This window comes from Bradyrhizobium betae (assembly GCF_004123905.1).
Classification (GTDB): Bacteria; Pseudomonadota; Alphaproteobacteria; order Rhizobiales; family Xanthobacteraceae; genus Bradyrhizobium; species Bradyrhizobium betae_A.
Genome location: NZ_MZXW01000006.1, coordinates 33,352 through 56,424 on the forward strand (window position 1 = coordinate 33,352; position 23,073 = coordinate 56,424).

Below are 23,073 nucleotides of genomic sequence, written 5' to 3' on the forward strand. Positions count from 1 at the left end.
ACGGCAGCTTGTCGCGATCAGGCGACCTTGGTCGTCATGTGCTTGAACATGTTGCTGCGCGCCTCGTCGTCCATCTCCGCCTTGAAGGTGAACTTGTCCTTCAGCGCGAGCGCGCGCGCCGCCGCAGGCCGCGCCGAGATCTCGTCCACCAGCCGCTTCACGTTCGGGTAGCGCGCAAAGGCGTCGTCGCCGAGCTTGAACGGCACCATCCGCGCCCAGCCCCACAGTGCCATGTCGACGATCGAATAGCTGTCGCCAACCATATATTTGCGGCCTTTGAGGTGAGCGTCGAGAATCCTGTAGTGGCGATCGGTCTCGTACTGGTAGCGGTTATGGGCGTAATCGTGGTTCTGGTCCTTCGGCGCAAAATGCTTGAAGTGCACGGCCTGGCCCGAATACGGCCCGACGCCGGTGGCGATGAACATCAGCCATGACAGCGTCTCGCCGCGGACAGCGGCGGCGGGCAGGAATTTGCCGGTCTTCTCGGCGAGATAGAGCAGGATCGCGTTGCTGTCGAAAACGATCGTGCCGTTTTCGTCGATCGCCGGCACCTTGGCGTTTGGATTGATCTTGAGATAATCCGGCGTGAACTGCTCGCCGGTGCGGGTGTCGATCTTCACCGGCTCGAACGGCAGGCCGGCCTCTTCCAGATAAAGTGCGACCTTGGTCGGGTTCGGCGAACCGTTGAAATAGAATTTGAGCATCAATCATCTCCCCAGTGTTGTTGGCCGAGAGTGAACGCGGCGGCATTGCCGCGAGGCGGCCTTGTCTTGCCTGAACCTTGTCGGAGAGAGCAACCGGCGAGTTTGCCGGGCGGTATCTGCGTGAGGCGCAGATCAGCCGGCGTAACAAAGGCCGATCGCCGCCGTAATGACCATCGCCGCGCCGACCGCCTCCAGGCGCAGCCCGAGCTTCGTGGCCAGATGCATGTCGGACGTCCGCGCCGCGCGCTCCGATCCGCGCGGATAGCCGTGCACGATGACGTCGTGATTGAAGTTGTCATGCGCCTCGTTGCTGCTGGCGAGCCCGACGCAGACCACGAGCACGCCGAACAGAGCGAGGCCGAAAAAGCCCAGCAGCGCAATCAGGAACATCGGAAACATGCCGAGCAGGAAGATCGGCAGCAGCGGCACCAGCAGCAAAGTCTCGGACTGTCGTCGCATGGGAGGACCGGTCAGGACGGGACTGATCGGGCGAATCTAGTCCTGGCGGCCGCGGCATTCAAGGTGCCGTAGGGTGGGCAAAGCGAAGCGTGCCCACGCACTTTTTGCGACCGAGAGAGATGGTGGGCACGGCGCAAGGGCGCCTTTGCCCACCCTACGAGATCTGCGAGAGCGGAGGGAGACTACTCCGCCATACCTGCGCGGATCTCCGCACGCAGTTCGTCGATCAGCTTGAGACCCTTCTTGGTCTCGACGTGCCAGAAGGTCCAGCCGTTGCAGGCCTGCGCGCCCTGCGCCACCGCGCCCATGCGATGGATCGAGCCGACCTTGTCGCCGAACATGATGGCGCCGTCGGCACGGACCAGCGCGCCGAGCTTCTTCTTGGCGTCGAACAGTTTTGCGCCGGGCATGATCATGCCGCGCTCGATCAGCTCGGAGAACGCCACACGCGGCGCTTCGCGCGCGGTCATGAACGGGGCGAGGCTCGCCTCCGGCAGCGGCTCGACCGCGGCGATGCGGGCTTCGGCCGCCTTGGCATAGGTCTTGTCGCGCTCGAAGCCGATATAGGAGCGGCCGAGGCGTTTTGCGACAGCGCCGGTGGTGCCGGTGCCGTTGAAGGGATCGATCACGAGATCGCCGGGCTTCGACGAGGACAGCAGCACGCGCGCGAGCAGGCCTTCCGGCTTCTGCGTCGGATGCACTTTCTTGCCATCGGCGCCCTTGAGGCGCTCCTCGCCGGTGCAGAGCGGGATCAGCCAGTCGGAACGGGCCTGCACGTCCTCGTTCGCGGCCTTCAGCGCCTCGTAGTTGAACGTGTAGCCCTTGGCTTTTTCGTCACGCGCGGCCCAGATCATGGTTTCGTGCGCGTTGGTGAAGCGGCGACCGCGGAAATTCGGCATCGGATTGGTCTTGCGCCAGACGATGTCGTTCAGGAGCCAGAAGCCGAGGTCCTGCATGATCGCGCCGACGCGGAAGATGTTGTGATAGGAGCCGATCACCCAGATCGTCGCCGACGGCTTCATCGCGCGGCGGGCGGCAAGCAGCCAGGCGCGGGTGAAGTCGTCATAGGCGGAGAATGAATCGAACTTGTCCCAGTCGTCGTTGACGGCATCGACATGGGATTCGTCAGGGCGCTTGAGATCACCCTTGAGCTGCAGATTGTAGGGCGGATCGGCGAACACGAGGTCGACCGAACCAGCCTGAAGCTTCGACATCTCGGCGACGCAATCACCGAGGATGATGCTGTGCGAAGCGGACTCAAAATTTGTGCGGGGCGCCCTTGCAGACGCCCCGCGACGCGACACTACCATGACTCAAGAACTCTGACTCAGGCGACGCTGTCGGCGACGCGGGACCAAACAACCGACTGATCAGTACATTGAAGCGGCAAAGTAAAAATCGACTTAACCCGCCGCTTTCGTGAGCAGCCCTCGCAACGCGAGTCTCGCGCGGTTGGTCGTGCGCAATCGCCGCGTTTTGCAGTCTATTTCGTATTTCTTCGCGTTGCGGGAGCGGCCGGAGCACAAAAAAGACTGCAAAATTCTCTCGGAAAAAATTGCTGCCCCTCGGAAAAAATTGCTGGCATCGGCATGCTGTCGCACTAGGCAATTTTTGCCGACCACGATATTGATAAATGCAACGGAAATTTTACGTGTGTGGCGCGTTGAGCCTTTGCGCTCTTGCGCCCAAATGATGCCCTCAAGGACTTAAGGGAAGCCCGCCATGCGCTACGATGATTTCCGCCGCAGCGACGACGTCGAGGATCGTCGCGACGATGGCGGTGGTGGTGGCGGAGGAGGCGGCTTTGGCCTGCCGATGGGCGGCGGCGGGCTCGGTATCGGCACCGTCATCGTGCTCGGCCTGATCGGCTACGCCTTCGGCATCGACCCGCGCATCCTGATCGGCGGCGCCGAGATCCTCACCGGCGGTGGCCAGGCCCCGTCCTATCAGACCGATCGCCAGTCGACCTCGGCCAAGCGCGGGGCGCCGACCGACGACGTCGGCAGCATGATCTCCGGCATCCTCGGCGAGATCGACGATCGCTGGAGCGAGATCTTCCAGGCCAGCGGCCAGTCCTATACCGGTCCGAAGGTCGTGCTGTTCCGCAACGCCACCAATGGCGGCCGCTGCGGCATGGCGCAATCGGCGATGGGACCGTTCTATTGCCCGCCGGACAAAACCATCTTCCTCGACACTGGCTTCTTCCGCGAGGTCGAGACGCGCTTCCGCGGCTGCTCCGGCAAGTCGGCGTGCGATTTCACCACCGCCTACATCATTGCGCATGAGGCCGGCCATCACATCCAGAACCTGCTCGGCATCATCCCGCGCGTGACGCGGCTGCAGCAGCAGGCCGGCAGCAAGGCCGAGGCCAACGCGCTCCAGGTCAAGGTCGAGTTGCAGGCCGACTGCCTGTCCGGCGTCTGGGTCAATCGCGAGGCGAAGAAGCGTCCGAACTTCCTCGAGCCCGGCGACATCGACGCCGCGCTGACCACGGCGAGCGCCATCGGCGACGACACGCTGCAACGCCAGGCCACGGGCCGCGTCGTGCCGGATTCGTTTACCCACGGCTCCGCGGCGCAACGCAAGCAATGGTTCATGACCGGCTACCAGCAGGGCACAGTGCAGGCCTGCAACACGTTCGGCGGCGGTGGGTAGTCATCTATGAGTGGCGTCATCCTGAGGTGCTCGCCCCTTCGGCGAGCCTCGAAGGATGGCGAGCCCGTGGCCCATCCTTCGAGGCTTCACCTTGCGATGCGCTGCATCGCAAGGCTTGCACCTCAGGATGACGGCGGTGGGTGTTGAAAGAAGGTACGGTTCAATGGCGTCCATCGACGAAGCAAAACAGTTCGTCCCGCTCAACATCGCGGTGCTCACCGTGTCCGACACGCGTGCGCTCGCCGACGACAAATCCGGCCAGACGCTCGCCGACCGCCTCACGGCCGCCGGCCATCATCTCGCCGCGCGCGAGATCGTCACCGACGATGTCGAGGCGATCCGCGCCGTGATCCGCCGCTGGATTACTGACGCCGGCATCGACGTCGTCATCACCACCGGCGGCACCGGCTTTACCGGACGCGACGTCACGCCGGAGGCGATCGAACCGCTGTTCGAGAAGCGCATGGACGGCTTCTCGATCGCGTTCCACATGCTGAGCCACGCCAAGATCGGGACCTCGACGATCCAGAGCCGCGCCACCGCGGGCGTTGCGGGCGCGACCTACATCTTCTGTCTGCCCGGGTCGCCCGGCGCCTGCCGCGACGGCTGGGACGGCATTTTGGCGGCCCAGCTCGACTACCGCACGCGCCCCTGCAATTTCGTCGAGATCATGCCGAGGCTTGACGAACATCTGCGCAGGCCGAAGGCGCAAGGCGCGACGGTGTAACCCTTTCTTCTTCCCTTCCCCCCTTGCGGGGGAAGGTGGCGCGAAGCGCCGGATGAGGGGTATCTATCGGCACGGAATGCTCGGAGAGATACCCCTCACCCAGGTGAGCTTGTGTCTACCTGCGTCGCTGCCACTCCCGCGAGGGGCGAGGCACATTCATGCGCATCTCGCTTGTTGCGAAATAATCAGAGATCGCGCTCCCAGGTCTCGCCAATCAGATCCTGCCCGAAGCTGTGGTGTTTCTCTTCCTTCACGAGCTCGAACCCTGCGCTCTTGTAGATGCCGCGCGCGGCGACCAGGATGCTCTGGGTCCACAGCGTCATCTTGCTGTAGCCCCGCTCGCGTGCGCCCTGGAGGCATTGATCGACCAGCGCGCGGCCGACACCGAGCCCCCGTGCTTTCTTCTCCACCTGCAACAGGCGCAGCTTGGCGATCTCGTCCGTGGCCTTGACCAGAAAGACCGATCCGACCGGCTCGCCACCCACTTCCGCGATCCAGCAGTGCTCGCGCGCGGCGTCGTAATTCTTGATGAACTGTGCGCAGATCTCGGCGACCAGCGCCTCGTAGCTGATATCCCAATGGTAGTCGGCGGCATAGGCGGCGGCTTGCTTGGAGATGACCCAGCCCATGTCGCCGACGCGATGGCTGCGCAGCACGACGGCCGCGGGCTGGCTTTGGCGTTGCTCCAGCACGGCCTCAATGGTCGCCATGGCCTGCGTGAGCCGCGTTGCATCGCCCGCCGAAAGCTGAGCCAGCATGGCGGCGACCTCATTTTGCGAACCCAGGCTGAGCTTGGCGAAGGCCTGGCGGCCCTTGGCGGTGAGGCTGAGCTGGTATTGCCTGCGATCTGCGGGCAGGGGCCTGCGCGTGATCAGCCCCTTCTCATCGAAGTTTTGGACGATGCGGCTGAGATAGCCGGGGTCGAGACCAAGCTCGTTTCCGATCTCTTTTGCCGCAAGGTCATCGCGATGCGCGAGTTCATAGAGGACGCGGGCCTCGCTGAGCGAAAACGGGCTATTTCCCAGGTGCTGGTCGAGCACGCCGAGCTTGCGGGTATAGAAGCGGTTGAAGGCGCGAACCGCTGCGATCTGGTCGTCGGGCCCGTCGATTGTCATGGCTCACCTCAATACTTGCCATTGTCAATCAATCATTTGACTCTGACAAGTATTGAATGGCCTCAGCCGACCATGACGATCCGGCTGCGCAGCATGATCCGGGACGAGCGGCCGAGCCGCCGCAGCAGCCGCGCCTCGGAACGGCGGGCCTGGGGCGGGTAGCCTCCGATCCGATCGTAATGATCACGCGCGATCAAAAGTCCCTGATCGCCGAGCGGGCCGAGCAGTTTGCGCACCACCGCCCAGAGCGCATCCCGGAACCCGGTATCGGCGTAGGGCGAGCGCGCATAGCGGAACACCGCCGCGCGATCCCGGCCGCTGGACGCGACGCTCTGGATGAACTGGGTGGTCTCCTCGATCCAGCCGGTCTCCAGTACCGCGCCTGCGGGAAGAAACATCAGCCAGGGCGAACGGGCCTGGAGCGCACCAGCGGCGAGCGCCGCGCCTTGTGAGGAGCCTTCAAAGCCGATGAAACGGCAGCCGGCGACGTCGGCCACGCGCTCGATGACGCCGTTGCGGGTGCCGTCGACAAGGAGCACTTCCTTGATGATGCCCGCGGCCGCACCGGGCACCAGCGCGGCCAGAGTTGCGACCGCCGTCTGCTCGACGCCTTCGGTCGGTATGATGACGCTCAGCATGGTTGAGATTGTGTCCGCACTTCGGGAGAAGCGTAGTCCATTGTGATGTTGTCATAAACACGCGGCATTGCCGAGCGCAACTTTCCGACGGAGCCTCGGTGTTCGATGGTAAGCTGCCAGAGCCATCGCATCCAAATATGTCCCCTGCGGGGTGGCAATGTTGCCGAATATTTCGGCGCAGGCTCGCCGTCCCAGTATTAATCCGGAGTTTGGCTCCGATATTGCGCGCCACGTGGGCAGAGCGCAATCCTACGAGAAGAGGATGCGCGCGAAACGAGCCCGGAAACGGGAAAAGCCTGCAATCCGCGATGCTGACGAGAGCTTCACATGAATGCCGATCAACTTGCCGTTAGTGCTCCTGCAACATCGCCCAAGATGGATACGAAGCCGGACGTCGCGCCGACCTTGCGAATCCGCGCCGTGATGTTGGGCGAACGCATCAATCCGTCCGGGCTCGAGCTGGGTGCGCCGGTCTCCTCGACGCCAGCCGCCTTCCGCGTCCATGCCGGTCTCGTCGTGATTTTCCGCTACGGCGTCGTCGTGCTGATCGGCCAACTGCCTTCGGAGGAGAAGGTGCTGATCGACAGCCTGAAGCCGCGCGTGACCGGCGAGCTCAGCCCGTATGAGGAAGAGATCGCGCAGGCGCAGCTCTGCAAGGACGAGAACGCCGAGGCGATCCAGCCGGGCGGGCCGATCAACCTCACGAAATTTTCCGACGAGCGGCTGCTGCTGATTGCGGACGCGCTCGCCAAGAGCACCTCGCTCGCCCGCGACGAGCGGCGTGTCGCGGCGGTGTTCGATGTCATCGAGCCCTTTGCGCGGGAGCTCGCCGAGAAAGGCCGTACCTCGCGACGGCGCAAGGGCATCCTGCAGCTCATCGGCAATGCGCTTCTGGTCCAGCAGCGCGTCGCCGGCCGCGTTGCGGTTGCCGAGAAGCCCGATGCGCTCTGGGAAAAGCCGCAGCTCGACCGGCTCTACGCGCGTCTCGAAGACGAGTATGAGCTGAAGGAGCGTCTCGACACGCTCGAGCGCAAGCTCACGGTCGTCGCGGAAACGGCCGATGCGCTGACCGACATCATCGACACCCAGCGCTCGCTCCGCCTCGAAATCGCGGTGGTGGTGCTGATCGTGATCGAGGTCGTGATCGGGTGCGTCCAGATATGGTCGGGTACGCATTAGGAGCGAGCGGGGTATCTCTCCGCGAGTCAGGAATCGTAGGGAGGGCAAAGGCGCACTTGCGCCGTGCCCACCCCCGGAATTGGTGGGCACGCTTCCGCCTTCGCTCTTCGAGCTATGGCGGACAAGTCGCTTTGCCCACGCTACGACACCGTCGCCGCATTCTCCGTCATTGCGAGCGCAGCGAAGCAATCCAGACTACCTCCGCGGAAAGACTCTGGATTGCTTCGCTGCGCTCGCAACGACGAGTTGGCGGAGATCACACGCTAATGAAATGAGCCCTCTATCGTCTGCAGCACCGCCACGCAATGCCGCGCGATCGTCAGCTCTTCATTGGTCGGAATAACTAACACGTCTACTGCACCATCGCCGCTGATGCGCTCGCGCCCCTCGTCATTCGCAGCAGCATCAATCTGCACACCGAGCCATGCGAGCCGCTCGCCGATCGCGCTGCGGATTTCCTTCGCATGCTCGCCGATACCGCCGGTGAAGACCAGGCAGTCGAGCCCGCCGAGCGTGTTCGCCATCACAGCGATCTCCTGCGCCGCACGGAAGGTGAAGAGATCGACCGCTTCTCGTGCCGCAGCCTCGCGGCTCGCCAGCAGCGTACGCATGTCCGCGGAGATGCCCGAGACACCGAGCAGGCCAGACTCGTGATAGAGCAGGTGCTGCACCGCCTCGACCGACATTGTCTCGTGCTGTTGCAGATAGAGCAGAACGCCGGGATCGATGGTGCCGCAGCGCGTGCCCATCACGAGGCCATCGAGTGGCGTCAATCCCATCGTGGTGTCCATGCTGCGGCCATCGCGCAATGCGCACAGGCTAGCGCCGTTGCCGAGATGCGCGATGACGGTACGCTTTGCGACGAGCTGCGGCGCGATCCCGGCGAGGCGCCCAGCGACATGTTCGAACGACAGTCCGTGAAACCCGTAGCGCCGGACGCCGCGATCTTCATAACGCCTCGGAATGGCGAAGCGGTTCGCCGGCGGCGTCATGCTGTGATGGAAGGCGGTGTCGAAACAGGCGATCTGCATCATGTCGGGTCGGATCGTTGCGATGGTACGGACCGGAGCAAGGCAACGTGGCTGGTGCAGCGGTGCCAGCGGCGCGAGCGCCTCAAGCTTTGCGATGATGTCGTCCGTCAGCGTAACCGGACCGGAATAGTCCGGGCCGCCATGAACGATGCGATGGCCGACCGCGCGCAAGCCGCCCGCGCCGAACCGGTGCTCGATGAAGGCGAGCACGTCGGCGAACAGATGGCCGCTGTCTGCATCCGCCGCTTCCCGTCGCGTCTCGAACAGACTTTCGCCCGCTGAACTCCTCACGATGAGCCGCGGCTTGTCCTCGTGCTCGTCGAGAAGGCCCTTGCAGAGCAGGACAGGCTCGGCCGCAGAAATATCGAACAGGCCGAACTTGATGCTCGACGATCCCGAGTTGAGGACGAGGACCGACGCCGTCATGACGTCAACCCGTCTTGCCCGGCCAGACCCAGTCGCGGATCTCCGGCATGTCCTCGCCGTGCTCACGCACGTAACGCGAATGGGCGATCAGTTTGTCGCGGAACTGCTGTTTGACCTGCGCGGCTTTGGTCGCAAGTCCTGGCACGCGTTCGATCGCCTCGATCGCGAGGTGATAGCGGTCGAGCCCGTTGAGCACGACCATATCGAACGGCGTCGTCGTGGTGCCTTCCTCGGCAAAGCCCCGCACATGCAGGCCGGCATGGTTGGTGCGGTTATAGGTGAGGCGGTGAATGAGATGGGGATAGCCATGATAGGCGAAGATGACGGGCTTGTCTGATGTGAACAGGCTGTCGAAATCGCGATCCGAAAGCCCATGAGGGTGCTGTTCGCTCGGTTGCAGCGTCATGAGATCGACGACGTTGACGACGCGGATCTTGAGGTCGGGCAGCGCCTTGCGCAGGAGGTCGACCGCGGCGAGCGTCTCCAGTGTCGGCACGTCGCCGGCGCAGGCCATCACCACGTCGGGCTCTTGTCCTGCGTCCTCGTTGCCGGCCCAGGTCCAGATGCCGATGCCGGCATCGCAGTGCGTCGCCGCGTCCTGCATCGACAGCCATTGCGGCGCCGGCTGCTTGCCGGCGACGATGACGTTGATGCGGTCATAGGTGCGCAGGCAATGGTCGGCGATCCACAGCAGCGTGTTGGCATCCGGCGGAAAATAGATGCGGACGATGTCGGCCTTCTTGTTGGCGACGAGATCGACGAAGCCGGGGTCCTGATGGCTGAAGCCGTTATGGTCCTGCCGCCAGACATGGGAGGTGAGGAGATAATTGAGCGAGGCGATCGGGCGCCGCCATGGCAGGTGCCGCGTCACCTTCAGCCATTTGGCGTGCTGGTTGAACATGGAATCCACGATGTGGATGAAGGCTTCGTAGCAGGAGAACAAGCCGTGCCGTCCCGTGAGCAGGTAACCCTCGAGCCAGCCCTGGCAGAGATGCTCGCTCAGCACCTCCATCACGCGGCCGTCCTGCGCCAGATGCACGTCGTAGGATTCGATCGGCTCCATCCAGACGCGTTCAGTCGTCTCGAACACGGCATCGAGCCGGTTTGACGCGGTCTCGTCCGGCCCCATGATGCGGAAATTGCGCTCTTGCGCGTTGAGGCGGATGACGTCGCGCAGGAATTTGCCGAGCTCGCGCGTGGCTTCCCCGGTGACGCCGCCGGGCCGCGGCACCTCCACAGCGAAGCTGCGGAAGTCCGGCAGCTTCAGCTCCTTCTTGAGGAGCCCGCCATTGGCGTGCGGATTGGCGCCCATGCGCCTGTGACCTTCGGGCGCGAGGGCCTGAAGCTCGGGGATAAGTGCGCCGTTCTTGTCGAACAGTTTTTCCGGCTCGTAGCTGCGCATCCAGTCTTCGAGAATTTTCAGATGCGCCGGGTTTTCGCGGCAGCTCGCAACAGGCACCTGATGCGCGCGCCAAAAACCTTCGACCTTCTTGCCGTCGACCTCCTTCGGCCCGGTCCAGCCCTTCGGGCTGCGCAGCACGATCATCGGCCAGCGCGGCCGCTGGATGTTTTCGCGCTCACTGCGGGCGTGCTGCTGGATCGAACGGATGCTGGCGAATGCGACGTCGAGCGCATCGGCCATGGCCTGGTGCATCAGTTTGGGATCGTCGCCTTCGACGAACAGCGGCTCGTGGCCTAGCCCACGGAAGAGATCGCGGATCTCGCCGTCGGGCATCCGCCCGAGCACGGTCGGATTGGCGATCTTGTAGCCGTTGAGATGCAGGATCGGCAGAACCGCGCCGTCATGCGCCGGGTTCAGGAACTTGTTGGAGTGCCACGATGCCGCGAGCGGGCCGGTCTCGGCCTCGCCGTCGCCGACGACGCAGGCGACGATGAGATCGGGATTGTCGAACGCCGCGCCATAGGCATGCACCAGCGCGTAGCCGAGCTCGCCGCCCTCGTGGATCGAGCCCGGCGTTTCCGGCGCAGCGTGGCTCGGAATGCCGCCGGGGAAGGAGAACTGTCGGAAAAGCCTGTGCAATCCGTCCGCATCGCGCGCGATGTCAGGATAGATCTCGCTGTAGCTGCCCTCCAGATAGGTGTTGGCGACCATGCCCGGGCCGCCATGGCCGGGGCCGCAGACATAGAGCACGCTGACATCGAGCGCGCGGATGATGCGGTTCAGATGGGCGTAGATGAAGTTCAATCCGGGCGTCGTGCCCCAATGGCCGAGCAAGCGCGGCTTGATGTGCTCGGACCGCAGGGGCTCACGCAGCAGCGGATTGTCGAGCAGGTAGATTTGCCCGACGGAAAGGTAGTTGGCGGCGCGCCAGTAGCGATCGAGCAGATCGAGGTCGCCGGCTGTGGCGGCCGATTGTCGTTGATTTGTCATGATGCGACGACCCTTCGCGCAAGGATCGTCACCAACCCGGCACTGGCGGGATCGATCCTTCGGCGCCATCAAACGAAATCGCGAAGTTGGTGATGTTGCGTGAGCTCAAGGAGGGCCGCGCAAAGTTTGGGCAGCTCTACTGTGCATGGGGTTGTTTTCATGTTTTTTGTTTGTGTTCTTGATTTGTTCCTGGCGCGTGCTATCTTGGCTTCATGAGTCCAGCTTCGTCTTCTGCTCTCAAGCACCCGCCGGTCACGGCGCCCTCCGAGCCGGCGGGTGCGCCTTCCGACTTCCCTGAGCTGGCGGTCGCCATCGACCGCCAGCGCAGGCGAGGGCGGGGCGCACAATCCAATGCCAGCGGCCGCTATGAGGCCGAGGCCCGCGTCGCCTTCGATGACGGCTGGCAGAGCCTGGAAGAGCTGCCGCCATTCAAGACCACGGTTGCGGTCGACACCTCGCGCAAGGTGATCACCCGCAACGACTCCCCCGATATCGGCTTCGACCGCTCGATCAATCCCTATCGCGGCTGCGAGCACGGCTGCGTCTATTGCTTCGCGCGGCCGACCCATGCCTATCTCGGCCTGTCGCCGGGGCTCGACTTCGAGACAAAGCTGTTCGTGAAGCCGGACGCGCCTGCGCTGCTCGAGAAGGAACTCGCCGCGGCCGGCTACGAGCCCAGGATGATCGCGATCGGCACCAACACCGATCCCTATCAGCCGATCGAGCGCGAGCGCAAAATCATGCGCGGCATTTTGGAGGTGCTGGAGCGCACCGGCCATCCCGTCGGCATCGTCACCAAATCGGCGCTGGTCGTGCGCGACATCGACATTCTCGCGCGCATGGCCAAGCGCAACCTCGCCAAGGTCGGGATATCAGTGACCTCGCTCGATCCGAAGCTCGCGCGCACCATGGAGCCGCGGGCCTCGACGCCGCCAAAACGGCTGGAGGCGCTGAAGCAGCTCTCGGAGGCCGGCATTCCCACCACCGTGATGGTCGCTCCCGTGATCCCCGCGCTGAACGATTCCGAGATCGAGCGCATTTTAGATGCCGCGGCGCACGCCGGCGTCAAGGAAGCCTCCTATGTGCTGCTGCGGCTGCCGCTGGAGGTGCGCGATCTCTTCCGCGAATGGCTGATGGCGAACTATCCGGACCGCTATCGCCACGTCTTCACGCTGATCCGCGACATGCGCGGCGGCCGCGACTACGACGCCAAATGGGGCGAGCGGATGAAGGGCACGGGCCCGATGGCCTGGACCATCGGCCGCCGCTTCGAGATTGCCTGCGACAGGCTCGGCCTGAACAAGCGGCGTTCAAAGCTGACGACGGATCATTTTACCAAACCCAAGCAGAACGGCGAGCAGCTCAGCCTGTTCTGAGTGACCAAGTAGCGAGGCGTAGATGAGTCAGGAACTGCCAGCTCCAATCCCGCGGCTCACCGTCATAACACTCGGTGTCAGCGACATCCGCGCCAGCATCGCCTTTTACGACTCGCTCGGGTTTGCGCGCCGGCTGAAGGTGACAGGCGAAGCCGTTGCGTTCTACGACACCGGTGGCCCGGTGCTCGGATTGTTCCCCTGGGATCAACTCGCGGCAGATGCCAAATTGCCGGATCAGCCGAGGCCGACGACCTTCTGTGGCATCACGCTCGCTTGGAACTGTCGCACGCGAGAGGAGGTCGATGCGGTGCTGGCTTTTGCGCTCGACAAGGGCGCGAGGCTGCTGAAGCCCGCGCATGAGACCGATTACGGTGGCTATTCCGGCTATTTCGCCGACCCCGACGGTCATCCCTGGGAGGTCGTGGTCGCCCCCGGCATCGAGGTCGGCGAAGACCGTCGGGTGCATCTGGCGGAGTAGGGCCACTGGCCTGAATAACGGGAATTGCGAGCGGTTCCCCGTTGCGCGGGCGACGCTGCTTGCGCACGATCCTGGCCATGATTCGGGACAACAAACCAGCCAAGGACGCGCCAAAGAAGGCCGCGCCTGCCAAGCCGAGCTTCCGCCGCGAGCGCGCGCTGATCAAGCGCGGCATCTGGCCGGTCGCGGGCTGCGACGAGGCCGGCCGCGGGCCGCTCGCCGGCCCGGTGGTGGCGGCCGCGGTGATTCTCGATCCCGACCGCATCCCGCGCGGCATCGACGATTCCAAGCGCCTGACAGCCGAGGAGCGCGAAAGACTGTTCGACAGGATCTGCGCCACCGCACAGGTCTCGGTCGCCGTCGCCTCGCGCGCGCGAATCGACCGCGACAACATCCTGCGCGCCTCGCTGTGGGCGCTGAAGCGCGCCGTGGTGGCGCTGCCCGAGGCGCCCCGTCATGTCTTCGTCGACGGCCGCGACCGGCTCGACACGGCTTGCGACTGCGAGGCCGTGATCGGCGGCGACGGCATCGTGCTGTCGATCGCGGCTGCCTCCATCGTTGCCAAGGTGACACGCGACCGGCTGATGTGCGCACTGGCGCAGGACTGCCCCGGCTACGGTTTCGAGCAGCACAAGGGCTACGGCGTCCCCGAACATCTCGACGCGCTCAAGCGCCTCGGTCCCACCATCCACCACCGCAGCTTCTTCGCCCCGGTCGCCGCCGCGCGTGCCAAGCACATGCCCTGGACCGTCGAGCCGGTGCAGGACCTCTTCGAGGTCACCGAGGTCGAGGTGCAGGTGGAGGCGGCCGTCGAAATCGATGCTTCAGCGGGCCTCTAAGGTAGACGGTCGTTGCCACAGCGCGCGACGCCCTTTATCAAAACAGTCTTGAGCGAATAGGGCCGGCTGGACGGGTTGGCTGCATCTTGCGGGCGTTGCATGCGGTTTACCTCCCTGGTCATCGAGCTCATTCGCGCCCGGCCGCGGCTGATCGTGTGGATCGCCGTGCTGCTCCAGGCCGCGATGTGGCTGTTCGTGGCGCTGCTGTTCTATCGCAGCCCGCCCGGCAGCCTCGCGACCCTGCTGGCGTTCGGCCGCGAGTACCAGGTCGGGACCGATCTCGGCCCGCCCTTGCCGATCTGGCTTGCCGATATCGCCTACCGCACGGCCGGCGGCCACATGTTCGGCGTCTATGTGCTGGCCGAGCTTTGCGAGATCGCCACCTTCATCACGCTCTATCACCTCTCCCGCGCCGTGGTCGGCTCGCAACAGGCGGTGTTGGCGGTGCTCTTGACCATGACGGTGCTGGCGTTCTCCTCGCCGGCGCTCGACTTCGGCCCGCTGGTGCTGGCGCGCCCGCTCTGGGCGCTGCTGTTGCTGCACTCCTGGCAGATCATTGGCCAGCGCCGCGGCAATGCCTGGTTCGCCTGGTCGATCGAGGCGGGCCTCTTGCTGCTGACCACGCCCGCGGCGATCTTCCTTCTCCTGCTGCTCGTGATCTTTGCGCTCTCGACCGCCGGCGGCCGCCGCACGCTGCGCGCACTCGATCCGCTGTTCGCGCTGATCGTCGTTGCCGTGCTGGCGTTGCCTTACGCGGTCTGGCTGATGCGCGCCGAGACGCTGGTCCTGCCGGCCTTGCCTGAGGTCGCGGAGCTGAACGCCCGCGCGATCCACGCGGTCTGGCTGCTCGGCGGGCTCGTGCTCGGGGCTGCGGCGATCCCGGCGCTGACCTTCCTCAACACCGGCCTGTTCGTCGCCAAGGTCGAGGACGCGCCGATCATCTATCGCCCGCCGGTCGAGCCGCTCGCGCGCAATTTTGTGTATTTCTTCGCGCTGGCGCCTGCGCTGGGCGCGGTGCTGATCTCGAGCCTGCTGGGCCTCGAATCCGTCGTCGGCGGCGCCGGCGTCGTGCTGGTGATGTCCGGGCTTGCCGTCGTCGTCGCGGCCGGCGATCTCATCGCGATGCGCCGCGCACGGATGCTGCGCATGGTCTGGGCCGCCGCCGTCGTGGCGCCTGCCATCGGTGTTGTGCTCGCCGTGCTGCTCCTGCCCTGGACCGCGACCAACGAGATCGCGACCTCGATGCCCGCGCGCGCGATCTCGGATTTCTTCGACGAGAGCTTTGCCCGCCGCACCAATCTCCGCCTGCGCGCGGTCGCCGGCGAGACCCAACTTGCCAGCCTGATTGCGCTGCATTCCGGCCGGCCCCATCTGTTCATCGATGCCGCGCCTGCGCGGACGCCGTGGACGTCCCAGGCCAAATTCAGCGAGACCGGCGGCGTCGTGGTCTGGCGCGCCTCCGATACCGCCGGCACGCCGCCGCCGGAAATCCTCGCGCGCTTCCCCGGCATCGTGCCCGAAGTGCCGCGCGCCTTCGAATGGCTGGTGACCGGACGTCAGCAGCTGTTGCGGATCGGCTGGGCCATTGTGCGGCCGAAGGGGACGTGAGTTAGGTCTTGTGCCCCGGACGCTGCGCAGCACGAAGTGATGCGCTGCAGAGGCGGGGCCCATCTCGCCCCATCGCGCCTGTTGCTTTCTGGGTCCCGGCTCTGCGGAGCGTCACTGCGTGCCGCACCGCGTCCGGGACACGAGAGCTCACTATCCCGCCAGCACCTTCGCGATCGCGCGTAGATCCTGCCAGGCCAGCCGTTTGTATGACGGCGAGCGCAACAGATACGCCGGGTGAAACGTCGCCAGCGCGCGGATGGTGCGCTGGCCGGTCTCGTAGTCGAACCAGCGCCCGCGCGTGCGCATGATGCCTTCGCGCGTTGATAGCAGCGTCTGCGTCGAGGGATTTCCGAGTGTCACCAGCACGTCCGGATTCACCAGTTCGATCTGGCGCTGGATGAAGGGCAGGCAGATCTGTGTTTCCTGCGGCGTCGGCGTGCGGTTGCCGGGCGGCCGCCAGGGAATCACGTTGGCGATGTAGGCGGTGGTGCGGTTCAGCCCGATCGCGCCGATCATGAGGTCGAGCAGCTTGCCGCTGCGCCCGACGAAGGGCAGCCCCTCGATGTCCTCGTCGCGGCCCGGCGCCTCGCCGACGAACATGATGCGCGCCTGCGGATTGCCGTCGGCGAACACCAGCCGCGTCGCGGTATGCTTTAGCGCGCAGCCCTCGAAATTTTGCATCAGCTCGCGCAGGGCCTCCAGCGTCGGCGCGGTGCGCGCGGCCTCGCGTGCGGAGGCAATCGCGATATCAGGCGCGGGCGCGGCCTCGCCGCGCATCACCGTGGGCGCCGCGACGGGCCGTGGCGGCTCGACCGGAGCCGCGGCGCGCGGGGCCGGCGGCGGGGCATCCATTTCCGCCAGACGGTCTATCGACTCCTCCGCGAGCGCGCAGTCGACACCGGCCTCCAGATAGAAGGCGAGTAGCTCTCGGACGGTGGGTGCGGGCTCGGGGATCATGGGAAGTCGGCCTTTTATATCAGTTCGGGGCGCCTTGCATCCCAGCGGAACGCGATTCCGAGGTTGTCCTACCCGGAAAAATCGGAAACAAGAGGGCGCAAACGACCGAGGACCGTCTCAAGGGCTGAGATCAGATGAGCACCGAAGAACTTCCCCCGCGCGAATCCATGGAATTCGACGTCGTCATCGTCGGCGCCGGCCCGTCGGGCCTAGCCGCGGCGATCCGGCTGAAGCAGATCAACGCCGATCTCAACGTCGTCGTGGTGGAGAAGGGCTCCGAGGTCGGCGCGCATATTCTCTCCGGCGCCGTGATCGACCCGGCCGGGCTCGACAAGCTGATTCCCGACTGGCGCGAGGATTCCGATTGCCCGCTGAAAACGCAGGTGAAGGACGACCGCTTCTATTGGATGACGGCTGGCGGCGCGATCAAGCTGCCGGGCTTCATGATGCCGCCGCTGATGGACAACCATCACTGCTATATCGGCTCGCTCGGAAATGTCTGCCGCTGGCTCGCGCGCAAGGCCGAGGCGCTCGGCGTCGAGATCTATCCGGGCTTTGCTGCCGCCGAGGTGCTCTATGACGAGCAGGGTGCGGTGAAGGGCATCGCCACGGGTGACATGGGCATTGGCCGCGACGGCAAGCCGAAGGACTCCTTTACCCGCGGCATGGAATTGCTCGGCAAGTACACCCTGTTCGCCGAAGGCGCGCGCGGCAGCCTGACCAAGCAGCTGATCGCGAAGTTCGCACTCGACTCAAACAGCGAGCCGCCGAAGTTCGGCATCGGCCTGAAGGAAGTCTGGCAGATCGATCCGGCCAAGCACCAGAAGGGCATGATCCAGCATTCGTTCGGCTGGCCGCTCGATCTGAAGACCGGCGGTGGTTCGTTCCTCTACCACTACGACGACAACCTCGTTGCCGTCGGCTTCGTCGTGCATCTCAACTACGACGATCCCTATCTGTCGCCGTTCGACGAGTTCCAGCGCTTCAAGACCCATCCCTCGATCCGTGGCACCTTCGAGGGCGGCAAGCGGCTCGCCTACGGCGCGCGCGCCATCACCGAAGGCGGCTACCAGTCGGTGCCGAAGCTGACCTTCCCCGGCGGCGCGCTGGTCGGCTGCGCGGCCGGCTTCGTCAACGTTCCTCGCATCAAGGGCGTGCATAACGCGATGGGCACCGGCATGCTCGCCGCCGAACATGTCGCCGCTGCGCTCGCCGCCGATCGCGCCAATGACGAGATCGTCGACTACGAGAACGCGTGGCGTTCCTCGTCGGTCGGCAAGGATTTGTTCCTGGTCCGCAACGTCAAACCGCTGTGGTCGAAGTTCGGCACCGTGCTCGGCGTTGCGCTCGGCGGCTTCGACATGTGGTGCAACACGCTGTTCGGCACCTCGCTGTTCGGCACGCAGTCGCATGCCAAGCCCGATCGCTCGACGCTCGATCCGGCCAAGAGCCACGCACCCAAGAACTACCCGAAGCCGGACGGAAAGATTTCCTTCGACAAGCTGTCCTCGGTGTTCCTGTCCAACACCAACCATGAGGAGGACCAGCCGGTCCATCTGAAGGTCACGGACATGAACCTGCAGAAGACCTCGGAGCACGATGTCTTCGCCGGTCCCTCGAATCGCTACTGCCCGGCCGGCGTTTACGAGTGGGTCGAGGAAGGTTCGAGCCCGCGCTACCAGATCAACGCCCAGAACTGCGTCCACTGCAAAACCTGCGACGTGAAGGACCCCAACGGCAATATCACCTGGGTTCCCCCTGAGGGCGGCGGCGGCCCGAACTACGAGGCTATGTAAGCCGGAACAATTGGACCGGGGCGATCAAGCCGGGGCCAATGTGATATGCCCCGGCATTGTGACGCACGTTCGCGTGAGAACCGGGCCTCGGTGAGGGCCCCCGGCCACGATAAGGCCATACTGGCAGCGTCTTGGGGCGTTGTCGGCCGATTTGGGGCGCGCGGAGGGGATCGCATGCCCGAATCCTTGCGGTGAAGCGCCAAAAGCGGCATTGTCGGCCCGACGGTTCCGGGTCCCGATGCCACCGGCCGCGTTCGCATGCGATACGGCCTTTTGCTGCAAACCCAGGCACTACCAACTCAAGGCGAGCCCTGATGTTCTCAAATCGTTTCAACCGCTGGACTGTTGCCGCCATCGCCCTGATGGGCACCGCGATCGCGACGGTCCCCGGCGCGGTCCTGGCGCAGACGCCGGATCATCCGTCCGATACGGCGGTGCAGTTTCCGACCCGAAACGATCTGAAAGCGCTCACGACCTCCGGCAGCTATCTCGCCGCCCGCCACGCCAGCGTCGAGCGCGATGCAGCCTCGGCCGCCGCGTTCTACCGCTCGGCGCTCCGCACCGACCCGAAGAACAACGAGCTGCTTGATCGCGCCTTCATCTCCTCGGTCGCCGATGGCGACATCGACGAAGCCGTGAAGCTTGCCGAGCGTATCCTCACCATCGACAAGACCAACCGCGTCGCGCGCCTCGTCGTCGGCGTGCACGATCTCAAGTTCAAGAAGTACGCGACTGCGCAGACCAACATCAACCAGTCGATCCGCGGTCCGATCACCGATCTCGTTGCAACCCTGCTGTCCGGCTGGGCCGCCTATGGCGCCGGCGATGCCAAGGGCGGCGTCGCCATCATCGACAAGCTGGCCGGTCCGGAATGGTATCCGCTGTTCAAGGATCTCCACGCCGGTATGATCCTTGAGCTCTCGGGCAAGGAGAAGGACGCCGGCACCCGCTTCGAGCGCGCCTACAAGCTCGACGATTCCATGCTGCGCGTCACCGAAGCCTATGCGCGCTGGCTGTCGCGCAACAAGGACTCCGCCGCCGCGACCGCCGTCTACCAGGCGTTCGACAAGAAGCTCGCCCGCCATCCGCTGATCGTGGAAGGCCTGCGCGACACCAAGGCCGGCAAGAAGATGCCGCCGCTGGCCGACTCCGCGCAAGCTGGTGCCGCCGAAGCGCTCTACGGCATCGGCGCCACGCTGACCCGCCGCGGCGGCGAGGATCTGGCGCTGGTCTACCTCCAGCTCTCGCTCTACCTCCAGCCGACCCATCCGCTGGCGCTGCTCTCGCTCGCCGATCTCTATGAGTCGGTGAAGCGGCCGCAGATGGCGATCAAGGTCTATGAGCGCGTGCCGGCGACCTCGCCGCTGAAGCGCAACGCGCAGATCCAGCTCGCCATCGACCTCGATTCCGCCGACCGCACCGACGAAGCGATCAAGATCCTCAAGGGCGTCACCACTGAGGATGCCAAGGATCTCGAAGCCATCATGGCGCTCGGCAACATCGAGCGTGGCCGCAAGAAGTTCGGCGACTGCGGCGCGACCTATTCGCGCGGCATCGACGTGCTGCCTGCTGGCAGCGATAAGGCCAACAGCGTCTGGTATTATTATCGCGGCATCTGCGAAGAGCGCTCCAAGGAGTGGGGCAAGGCCGAAGCCGACATGAAGAAGGCGCTCGAGCTCCAGCCCGACCAGCCGCATGTCCTCAACTATCTCGGCTATTCCTGGATCGACCAGGGCGTCAATCTCGACGAAGGCATGAAGATGATCAAGCGCGCCGTCGAGCAGCGTCCCGACGACGGCTACATCGTCGACTCCCTCGGCTGGGCCTATTACCGCATCGGCAATTACGAAGAGGCGGTGAAGAACCTCGAGCGTGCGATCGACCTCAAGCCCGAAGATCCCACTATCAACGATCACCTTGGCGATGCCTATTGGCGCGTCGGCCGTACGCTGGAAGCCAAATTCCAGTGGGCGCATGCGCGCGATCTCAAGCCCGAGGCGGATGAGCTTCCGAAGATCGAGGCCAAGATCGCCAACGGCATGACCGAGGACACTTCGAATTCTTCGGCCGCGCAAGCAGAGAAGAAGAAGGACGACGGCAAGGGCGGCTAGACTGACTGAAGTTGGGGGCGTGTCGCCGATGCCGGCGTTGATTGAAGAAGGGCGCGCGAAGGTCAATCTGACCCTTCGCGTGATCGGCCGTCGTGCCGACGGCTATCATGATCTCGAAAGCGTCGTCGCGTTCGCCGACTGCGCCGACCGGCTGACGCTGGAGCCGGGCGGTGAGTTGAAGCTCGCCACCACGGGGCCGCTGGCCGCGGCTTGTGGCGAGATGTCCGACAATCTCGTGTTCAAGGCTGCCAAGCTCCTGGCCGAAGCTGTGCCGGGCCTGAAGCTCGGGGCCTTCGCGCTCGACAAGGTGCTCCCCGTTGCAGCCGGCATCGGCGGCGGCTCGGCGGATGCTGCGGCGGCGCTGCGGCTGCTGGCGCGTCTCAACAATCTCTCGCTCGATGATCCCCGCCTGCAGAAGGTCGCACTCGCGACCGGTGCCGATGTGCCGGTGTGCCTGTTCTCGCGCGCCTGCGACATGACCGGTGTCGGCGAGCAGCTGTTGCCGCTCGCGTTGCCGAGCATGCCCTGCGTGATGGTCAATCCTCGAGTGCCCGTTGCGACCAAGGACGTATTTAAGGAGCTCGGCCTGCGCAACGGCGAACTGCTGGTCGGCGCCACCTCGGTCCTCGATGCGCCGGCCTGGCCGGAGGAGGGCGGCTCGATTGCCGATTGGGTCGATGTTCTCGAAACCGTCGCCAACGATCTCGAAGCGCCTGCGCTGCGGATCGAGCCTGTGATCGGCGAGGTGCTGGAGGCCTTGCGCGATTCCGCCGGCGTCAAGCTCGCCCGCATGTCCGGCTCGGGTGCGACGTGTTTTGCGATCTACGGCGCGCCCACCGAAGCGCACGCCGCCGCTGAGAGGATTCGCAGGGATCACCCCGGCTGGTGGGTGCATGCGGGCACGTTGAGCTAGGTCTCTTCGTCATTGCGAGCGCAGCGAAGCAATCCAGAATCCCCCCGCGGTGACGGTCTGGATTGCTTCGCTGTGCTCGCAATGACGCGGATGGAGCGGAGCTAACCCGCGCCGTCCTCGGCCAAGTCCAAGAACCGCCGTATCTCGCCCAACACCTCTTCCGGCTTGTCATGCTGCAGCCAGTGTCCGGCCCCAGCAATGGTCTCGACGCGTGCGTTCGGGAAATAACGCTCCAGGCCCGCCGCCCTCGCGCCGGCCAGAAAGCTCTCGCCGGCATTGAGCAGCAGCGTCGGACAGGCGATGCGTGACCACAGCGCGACGTGATCGTCCGGCCAGAGCCGGTGCGGCGCAGAGGAGCGCTGATAGGGATCGAACTTCCAGCTATAGGTGCCGTCCTCATTTCGCCGCGCGCCGTGTGTCGCGAGATGCAGCGCTAGCTCGCGAGACAGCCGTTTATTGTGCAGCACCATCTGTGCGGCCGCGTCCGCGAGCGTCGCATAACGGCGCGGTGTGCGGTCGTGCAACCTGTCGAGCTGGCCGACCCATTTGCTGATGCGCTCATGCGTTGGGGCCTTCGGCGAATCCGGCAGCATGGTCACGCCGTCGAGCACGACCAGCTTCGAGACCTGTTCGGGGAATGATCCCGTGAAAATCAGGCTCACCATGCCGCCCATCGAGTGACCGACGAGAGTGATTTGAGGCGCTGCGACACTACGGACGAGCTGGGCGAGATCGTAGACATACTCCGTCAGCGCGTAGCTGCCGCCTTTGGTCCAGTCGGAATCGCCGTGGCCGCGCAAATCGGGCGCAATCACGTGAAAATGCGGCTGCAGCGCACGGGCAATCGCGTCCCAGCTCCGGCAATGATCACGGCCGCCATGGACCAGGATCAGGGGCGGCGCGCCGTCGTTGCCCCAATCGGCATAATGCAGCCGCAGTCGGTGCGATTCATAGAAGCGGCTTTGCGGGGCGCTAGCCATTGACGGGCCGCCGCGCCAGCGCGAGCGAGAGGCCGAGGCCCGCGATGAAGAGGCCGGAGCCCTGGGTGAGGCGCCGCATCAGGTTCGGCCGGCCGACCAGCTGTGTACGCGTTGCCGCGGCCATCAGCACCACAATGACATCGACGAGTGTGTTCAGCGTCACCGAGATTGCGCCGAGCACGATGAATTGCAGCGTGGGGTTCGATCCCGCGGGATCGAGGAATTGCGGAATGAAGGCGAGGAAGAACGCCGCGGTCTTCGGGTTCAAAGCCTCGACCAGCACGCCATCGCGGAACGCGCGCTTATCGCCGACGGGCTCGCTCGCCAGCGACAGCGCGCGGCCGGCATTGCGAAACGTCTTGATGCCGAGCCAGACCAGATAGAGCGCACCGACGAATTTGATCGCGGCAAACAGCTCCGCGCTGGCAAGGATGATCGCGGAGATGCCGAGGCTGCCCGCCACGACATGAACCAGCCCGCCCAGCGCCGTGCCTGCGGTCGAGGCAAAGCCGCTGCCACGCCCTTCCGACAAGGTCCGCGCCGCGACGTAGAAGATGCCGGGGCCGGGAACGGCGGCAATGAGACAGGCTGCGGCCAGGAACAGCCAGAAATTCGTTTCGATCATCCCGTTTTCGTAGCGCAGCGCGCCGCGATTGCAAGGCTTCTCGTTGAGAGGCTTCTCATTTAGA

The 23,073-nt window shown here is 64.8% G+C and carries 20 protein-coding genes; 10 read left to right on the forward strand and 10 right to left on the reverse strand.

Going from position 1 to position 23,073, the window contains the following annotated elements; all coding sequences use genetic code 11:
- Nucleotides 1-17: 17 nt before the first annotated feature.
- The 3 genes from B5V03_RS03625 to B5V03_RS03635 all read right to left on the reverse strand — a co-directional run bounded on the left by B5V03_RS03625 (nucleotide 18) and on the right by B5V03_RS03635 (nucleotide 2,473).
- On the reverse strand, nucleotides 18-704 hold the full coding sequence (locus B5V03_RS03625; protein ID WP_164987768.1) for a glutathione S-transferase family protein: 687 nt from the start codon (nucleotides 702-704) through the stop codon (nucleotides 18-20).
- Nucleotides 705-836: 132 nt separating this feature from the next.
- Entirely contained in the window at nucleotides 837-1,163 is a 327-nt protein-coding gene (locus tag B5V03_RS03630; protein ID WP_129267915.1) for a hypothetical protein, read from the reverse strand.
- Nucleotides 1,164-1,345: 182 nt separating this feature from the next.
- A complete protein-coding gene (locus tag B5V03_RS03635) occupies nucleotides 1,346-2,473 on the reverse strand; it encodes a site-specific DNA-methyltransferase (RefSeq protein ID WP_129267916.1) in 1,128 nt (375 codons plus the stop codon).
- A gap of 412 nt (nucleotides 2,474-2,885) precedes the next feature.
- On the opposite strand from B5V03_RS03635, the gene ypfJ reads away from it, so the two are divergent.
- Both ypfJ and moaB read left to right on the forward strand, forming a co-directional pair.
- Nucleotides 2,886-3,818 carry a KPN_02809 family neutral zinc metallopeptidase gene (ypfJ, locus tag B5V03_RS03640; protein WP_129267917.1) on the forward strand — a complete coding sequence of 311 codons (933 nt, stop codon included), beginning with the start codon at nucleotides 2,886-2,888 and terminating at the stop codon, nucleotides 3,816-3,818.
- A gap of 163 nt (nucleotides 3,819-3,981) precedes the next feature.
- Nucleotides 3,982-4,545: a molybdenum cofactor biosynthesis protein B gene (gene moaB / locus B5V03_RS03645; protein WP_129267918.1), complete on the forward strand. Its 564-nt coding sequence runs from the start codon at nucleotides 3,982-3,984 to the stop codon at nucleotides 4,543-4,545.
- Between the two features lie 185 nt (nucleotides 4,546-4,730).
- On the opposite strand, the gene B5V03_RS03650 is transcribed toward moaB, so the two are convergent.
- Nucleotides 4,731-5,660, reverse strand: a complete 930-nt coding sequence (locus B5V03_RS03650) for a bifunctional helix-turn-helix transcriptional regulator/GNAT family N-acetyltransferase (RefSeq protein ID WP_129267919.1) — start codon at nucleotides 5,658-5,660, stop codon at nucleotides 4,731-4,733.
- 62 nt (nucleotides 5,661-5,722) lie between these two features.
- Complete coding sequence (locus tag B5V03_RS03655) at nucleotides 5,723-6,298, reverse strand: glycosyl transferase (RefSeq protein ID WP_129267920.1); 576 nt, start codon at nucleotides 6,296-6,298, stop codon at nucleotides 5,723-5,725.
- Between the two features lie 327 nt (nucleotides 6,299-6,625).
- Between B5V03_RS03655 and B5V03_RS03660 the strand changes: the two genes are divergently transcribed.
- Entirely contained in the window at nucleotides 6,626-7,477 is an 852-nt protein-coding gene (locus tag B5V03_RS03660) for an RMD1 family protein (protein WP_129267921.1), read from the forward strand.
- A 263-nt stretch (nucleotides 7,478-7,740) separates the two neighbouring features.
- Here the strand turns inward: B5V03_RS03660 and B5V03_RS03665 are convergent, their stop codons facing one another.
- On the reverse strand, nucleotides 7,741-8,934 hold the full coding sequence (locus tag B5V03_RS03665) for an acetate/propionate family kinase (protein ID WP_129267922.1): 1,194 nt from the start codon (nucleotides 8,932-8,934) through the stop codon (nucleotides 7,741-7,743).
- 4 nt (nucleotides 8,935-8,938) lie between these two features.
- Nucleotides 8,939-11,326 (reverse strand): phosphoketolase family protein, encoded by a 2,388-nt coding sequence (locus B5V03_RS03670; RefSeq protein ID WP_129267923.1) that lies wholly within the window; start codon nucleotides 11,324-11,326, stop codon nucleotides 8,939-8,941.
- Between the two features lie 212 nt (nucleotides 11,327-11,538).
- Between B5V03_RS03670 and B5V03_RS03675 the strand changes: the two genes are divergently transcribed.
- From B5V03_RS03675 to B5V03_RS03690, 4 genes are all read left to right on the forward strand, one after another.
- The gene (locus B5V03_RS03675) at nucleotides 11,539-12,702 is read left to right on the forward strand and encodes a PA0069 family radical SAM protein (protein ID WP_129267924.1); all 1,164 of its coding nucleotides are present in this window, start codon (nucleotides 11,539-11,541) and stop codon (nucleotides 12,700-12,702) included.
- Between the two features lie 22 nt (nucleotides 12,703-12,724).
- The gene (locus B5V03_RS03680) at nucleotides 12,725-13,180 is read left to right on the forward strand and encodes a VOC family protein (RefSeq protein WP_129267925.1); all 456 of its coding nucleotides are present in this window, start codon (nucleotides 12,725-12,727) and stop codon (nucleotides 13,178-13,180) included.
- Nucleotides 13,181-13,257: 77 nt separating this feature from the next.
- Complete coding sequence (locus B5V03_RS03685; RefSeq protein ID WP_129267926.1) at nucleotides 13,258-14,019, forward strand: ribonuclease HII; 762 nt, start codon at nucleotides 13,258-13,260, stop codon at nucleotides 14,017-14,019.
- 99 nt (nucleotides 14,020-14,118) lie between these two features.
- The gene (locus B5V03_RS03690) at nucleotides 14,119-15,627 is read left to right on the forward strand and encodes a glycosyltransferase family 39 protein (protein WP_129267927.1); all 1,509 of its coding nucleotides are present in this window, start codon (nucleotides 14,119-14,121) and stop codon (nucleotides 15,625-15,627) included.
- A 150-nt stretch (nucleotides 15,628-15,777) separates the two neighbouring features.
- Here B5V03_RS03690 and B5V03_RS03695 read toward each other — a convergent pair whose 3' ends face one another.
- On the reverse strand, nucleotides 15,778-16,584 hold the full coding sequence (locus B5V03_RS03695) for a uracil-DNA glycosylase (protein WP_129267928.1): 807 nt from the start codon (nucleotides 16,582-16,584) through the stop codon (nucleotides 15,778-15,780).
- 134 nt (nucleotides 16,585-16,718) lie between these two features.
- On the opposite strand from B5V03_RS03695, the gene B5V03_RS03700 reads away from it, so the two are divergent.
- The 3 genes from B5V03_RS03700 (at nucleotide 16,719) to B5V03_RS03710 (ending at nucleotide 21,404) form a co-directional block, all read left to right on the forward strand.
- Nucleotides 16,719-18,380, forward strand: a complete 1,662-nt coding sequence (locus B5V03_RS03700) for an electron transfer flavoprotein-ubiquinone oxidoreductase (protein WP_129267929.1) — start codon at nucleotides 16,719-16,721, stop codon at nucleotides 18,378-18,380.
- A 314-nt stretch (nucleotides 18,381-18,694) separates the two neighbouring features.
- Nucleotides 18,695-20,491 (forward strand): tetratricopeptide repeat protein, encoded by a 1,797-nt coding sequence (locus B5V03_RS03705; RefSeq protein WP_129267930.1) that lies wholly within the window; start codon nucleotides 18,695-18,697, stop codon nucleotides 20,489-20,491.
- 28 nt (nucleotides 20,492-20,519) lie between these two features.
- Nucleotides 20,520-21,404, forward strand: coding sequence for a 4-(cytidine 5'-diphospho)-2-C-methyl-D-erythritol kinase (locus B5V03_RS03710; RefSeq protein ID WP_164987769.1), 885 nt, complete (start codon nucleotides 20,520-20,522; stop codon nucleotides 21,402-21,404).
- A 101-nt stretch (nucleotides 21,405-21,505) separates the two neighbouring features.
- On the opposite strand, the gene B5V03_RS03715 is transcribed toward B5V03_RS03710, so the two are convergent.
- Both B5V03_RS03715 and B5V03_RS03720 read right to left on the reverse strand, forming a co-directional pair.
- Nucleotides 21,506-22,384 carry an alpha/beta fold hydrolase gene (locus B5V03_RS03715; protein ID WP_129267932.1) on the reverse strand — a complete coding sequence of 293 codons (879 nt, stop codon included), beginning with the start codon at nucleotides 22,382-22,384 and terminating at the stop codon, nucleotides 21,506-21,508.
- Complete coding sequence (locus B5V03_RS03720; protein WP_129267933.1) at nucleotides 22,377-23,009, reverse strand: LysE family translocator; 633 nt, start codon at nucleotides 23,007-23,009, stop codon at nucleotides 22,377-22,379. Before B5V03_RS03720 ends, B5V03_RS03715 begins: the two co-directional genes overlap by 8 nt.
- Nucleotides 23,010-23,073 lie beyond the last annotated feature (64 nt).

Excerpts from the sequence above, each read along its gene's own strand:
- B5V03_RS03675 (WP_129267924.1), top strand. The coding sequence starts at position 11,539 with ATGAGTCCAGCTTCGTCTTCTGCTCTCAAGCACCCGCCGGTCACGGCG.
- B5V03_RS03635 (WP_129267916.1), bottom strand. The coding sequence starts at position 2,473 with ATGGTAGTGTCGCGTCGCGGGGCGTCTGCAAGGGCGCCCCGCACAAAT.
- B5V03_RS03690 (WP_129267927.1), top strand. The coding sequence starts at position 14,119 with ATGCGGTTTACCTCCCTGGTCATCGAGCTCATTCGCGCCCGGCCGCGG.
- B5V03_RS03695 (WP_129267928.1), bottom strand. The coding sequence starts at position 16,584 with ATGATCCCCGAGCCCGCACCCACCGTCCGAGAGCTACTCGCCTTCTAT.
- B5V03_RS03650 (WP_129267919.1), bottom strand. The coding sequence starts at position 5,660 with ATGACAATCGACGGGCCCGACGACCAGATCGCAGCGGTTCGCGCCTTC.
- B5V03_RS03715 (WP_129267932.1), bottom strand. The coding sequence starts at position 22,384 with ATGGCTAGCGCCCCGCAAAGCCGCTTCTATGAATCGCACCGACTGCGG.
- moaB (WP_129267918.1), top strand. The coding sequence starts at position 3,982 with ATGGCGTCCATCGACGAAGCAAAACAGTTCGTCCCGCTCAACATCGCG.
- B5V03_RS03680 (WP_129267925.1), top strand. The coding sequence starts at position 12,725 with ATGAGTCAGGAACTGCCAGCTCCAATCCCGCGGCTCACCGTCATAACA.
- B5V03_RS03700 (WP_129267929.1), top strand. The coding sequence starts at position 16,719 with ATGAGCACCGAAGAACTTCCCCCGCGCGAATCCATGGAATTCGACGTC.
- B5V03_RS03670 (WP_129267923.1), bottom strand. The coding sequence starts at position 11,326 with ATGACAAATCAACGACAATCGGCCGCCACAGCCGGCGACCTCGATCTG.
- B5V03_RS03630 (WP_129267915.1), bottom strand. The coding sequence starts at position 1,163 with ATGCGACGACAGTCCGAGACTTTGCTGCTGGTGCCGCTGCTGCCGATC.
- B5V03_RS03655 (WP_129267920.1), bottom strand. The coding sequence starts at position 6,298 with ATGCTGAGCGTCATCATACCGACCGAAGGCGTCGAGCAGACGGCGGTC.
- B5V03_RS03685 (WP_129267926.1), top strand. The coding sequence starts at position 13,258 with ATGATTCGGGACAACAAACCAGCCAAGGACGCGCCAAAGAAGGCCGCG.
- B5V03_RS03705 (WP_129267930.1), top strand. The coding sequence starts at position 18,695 with ATGTTCTCAAATCGTTTCAACCGCTGGACTGTTGCCGCCATCGCCCTG.
- B5V03_RS03660 (WP_129267921.1), top strand. The coding sequence starts at position 6,626 with ATGAATGCCGATCAACTTGCCGTTAGTGCTCCTGCAACATCGCCCAAG.
- ypfJ (WP_129267917.1), top strand. The coding sequence starts at position 2,886 with ATGCGCTACGATGATTTCCGCCGCAGCGACGACGTCGAGGATCGTCGC.
- B5V03_RS03665 (WP_129267922.1), bottom strand. The coding sequence starts at position 8,934 with ATGACGGCGTCGGTCCTCGTCCTCAACTCGGGATCGTCGAGCATCAAG.
- B5V03_RS03720 (WP_129267933.1), bottom strand. The coding sequence starts at position 23,009 with ATGATCGAAACGAATTTCTGGCTGTTCCTGGCCGCAGCCTGTCTCATT.
- B5V03_RS03710 (WP_164987769.1), top strand. The coding sequence starts at position 20,520 with ATGCCGGCGTTGATTGAAGAAGGGCGCGCGAAGGTCAATCTGACCCTT.
- B5V03_RS03625 (WP_164987768.1), bottom strand. The coding sequence starts at position 704 with ATGCTCAAATTCTATTTCAACGGTTCGCCGAACCCGACCAAGGTCGCA.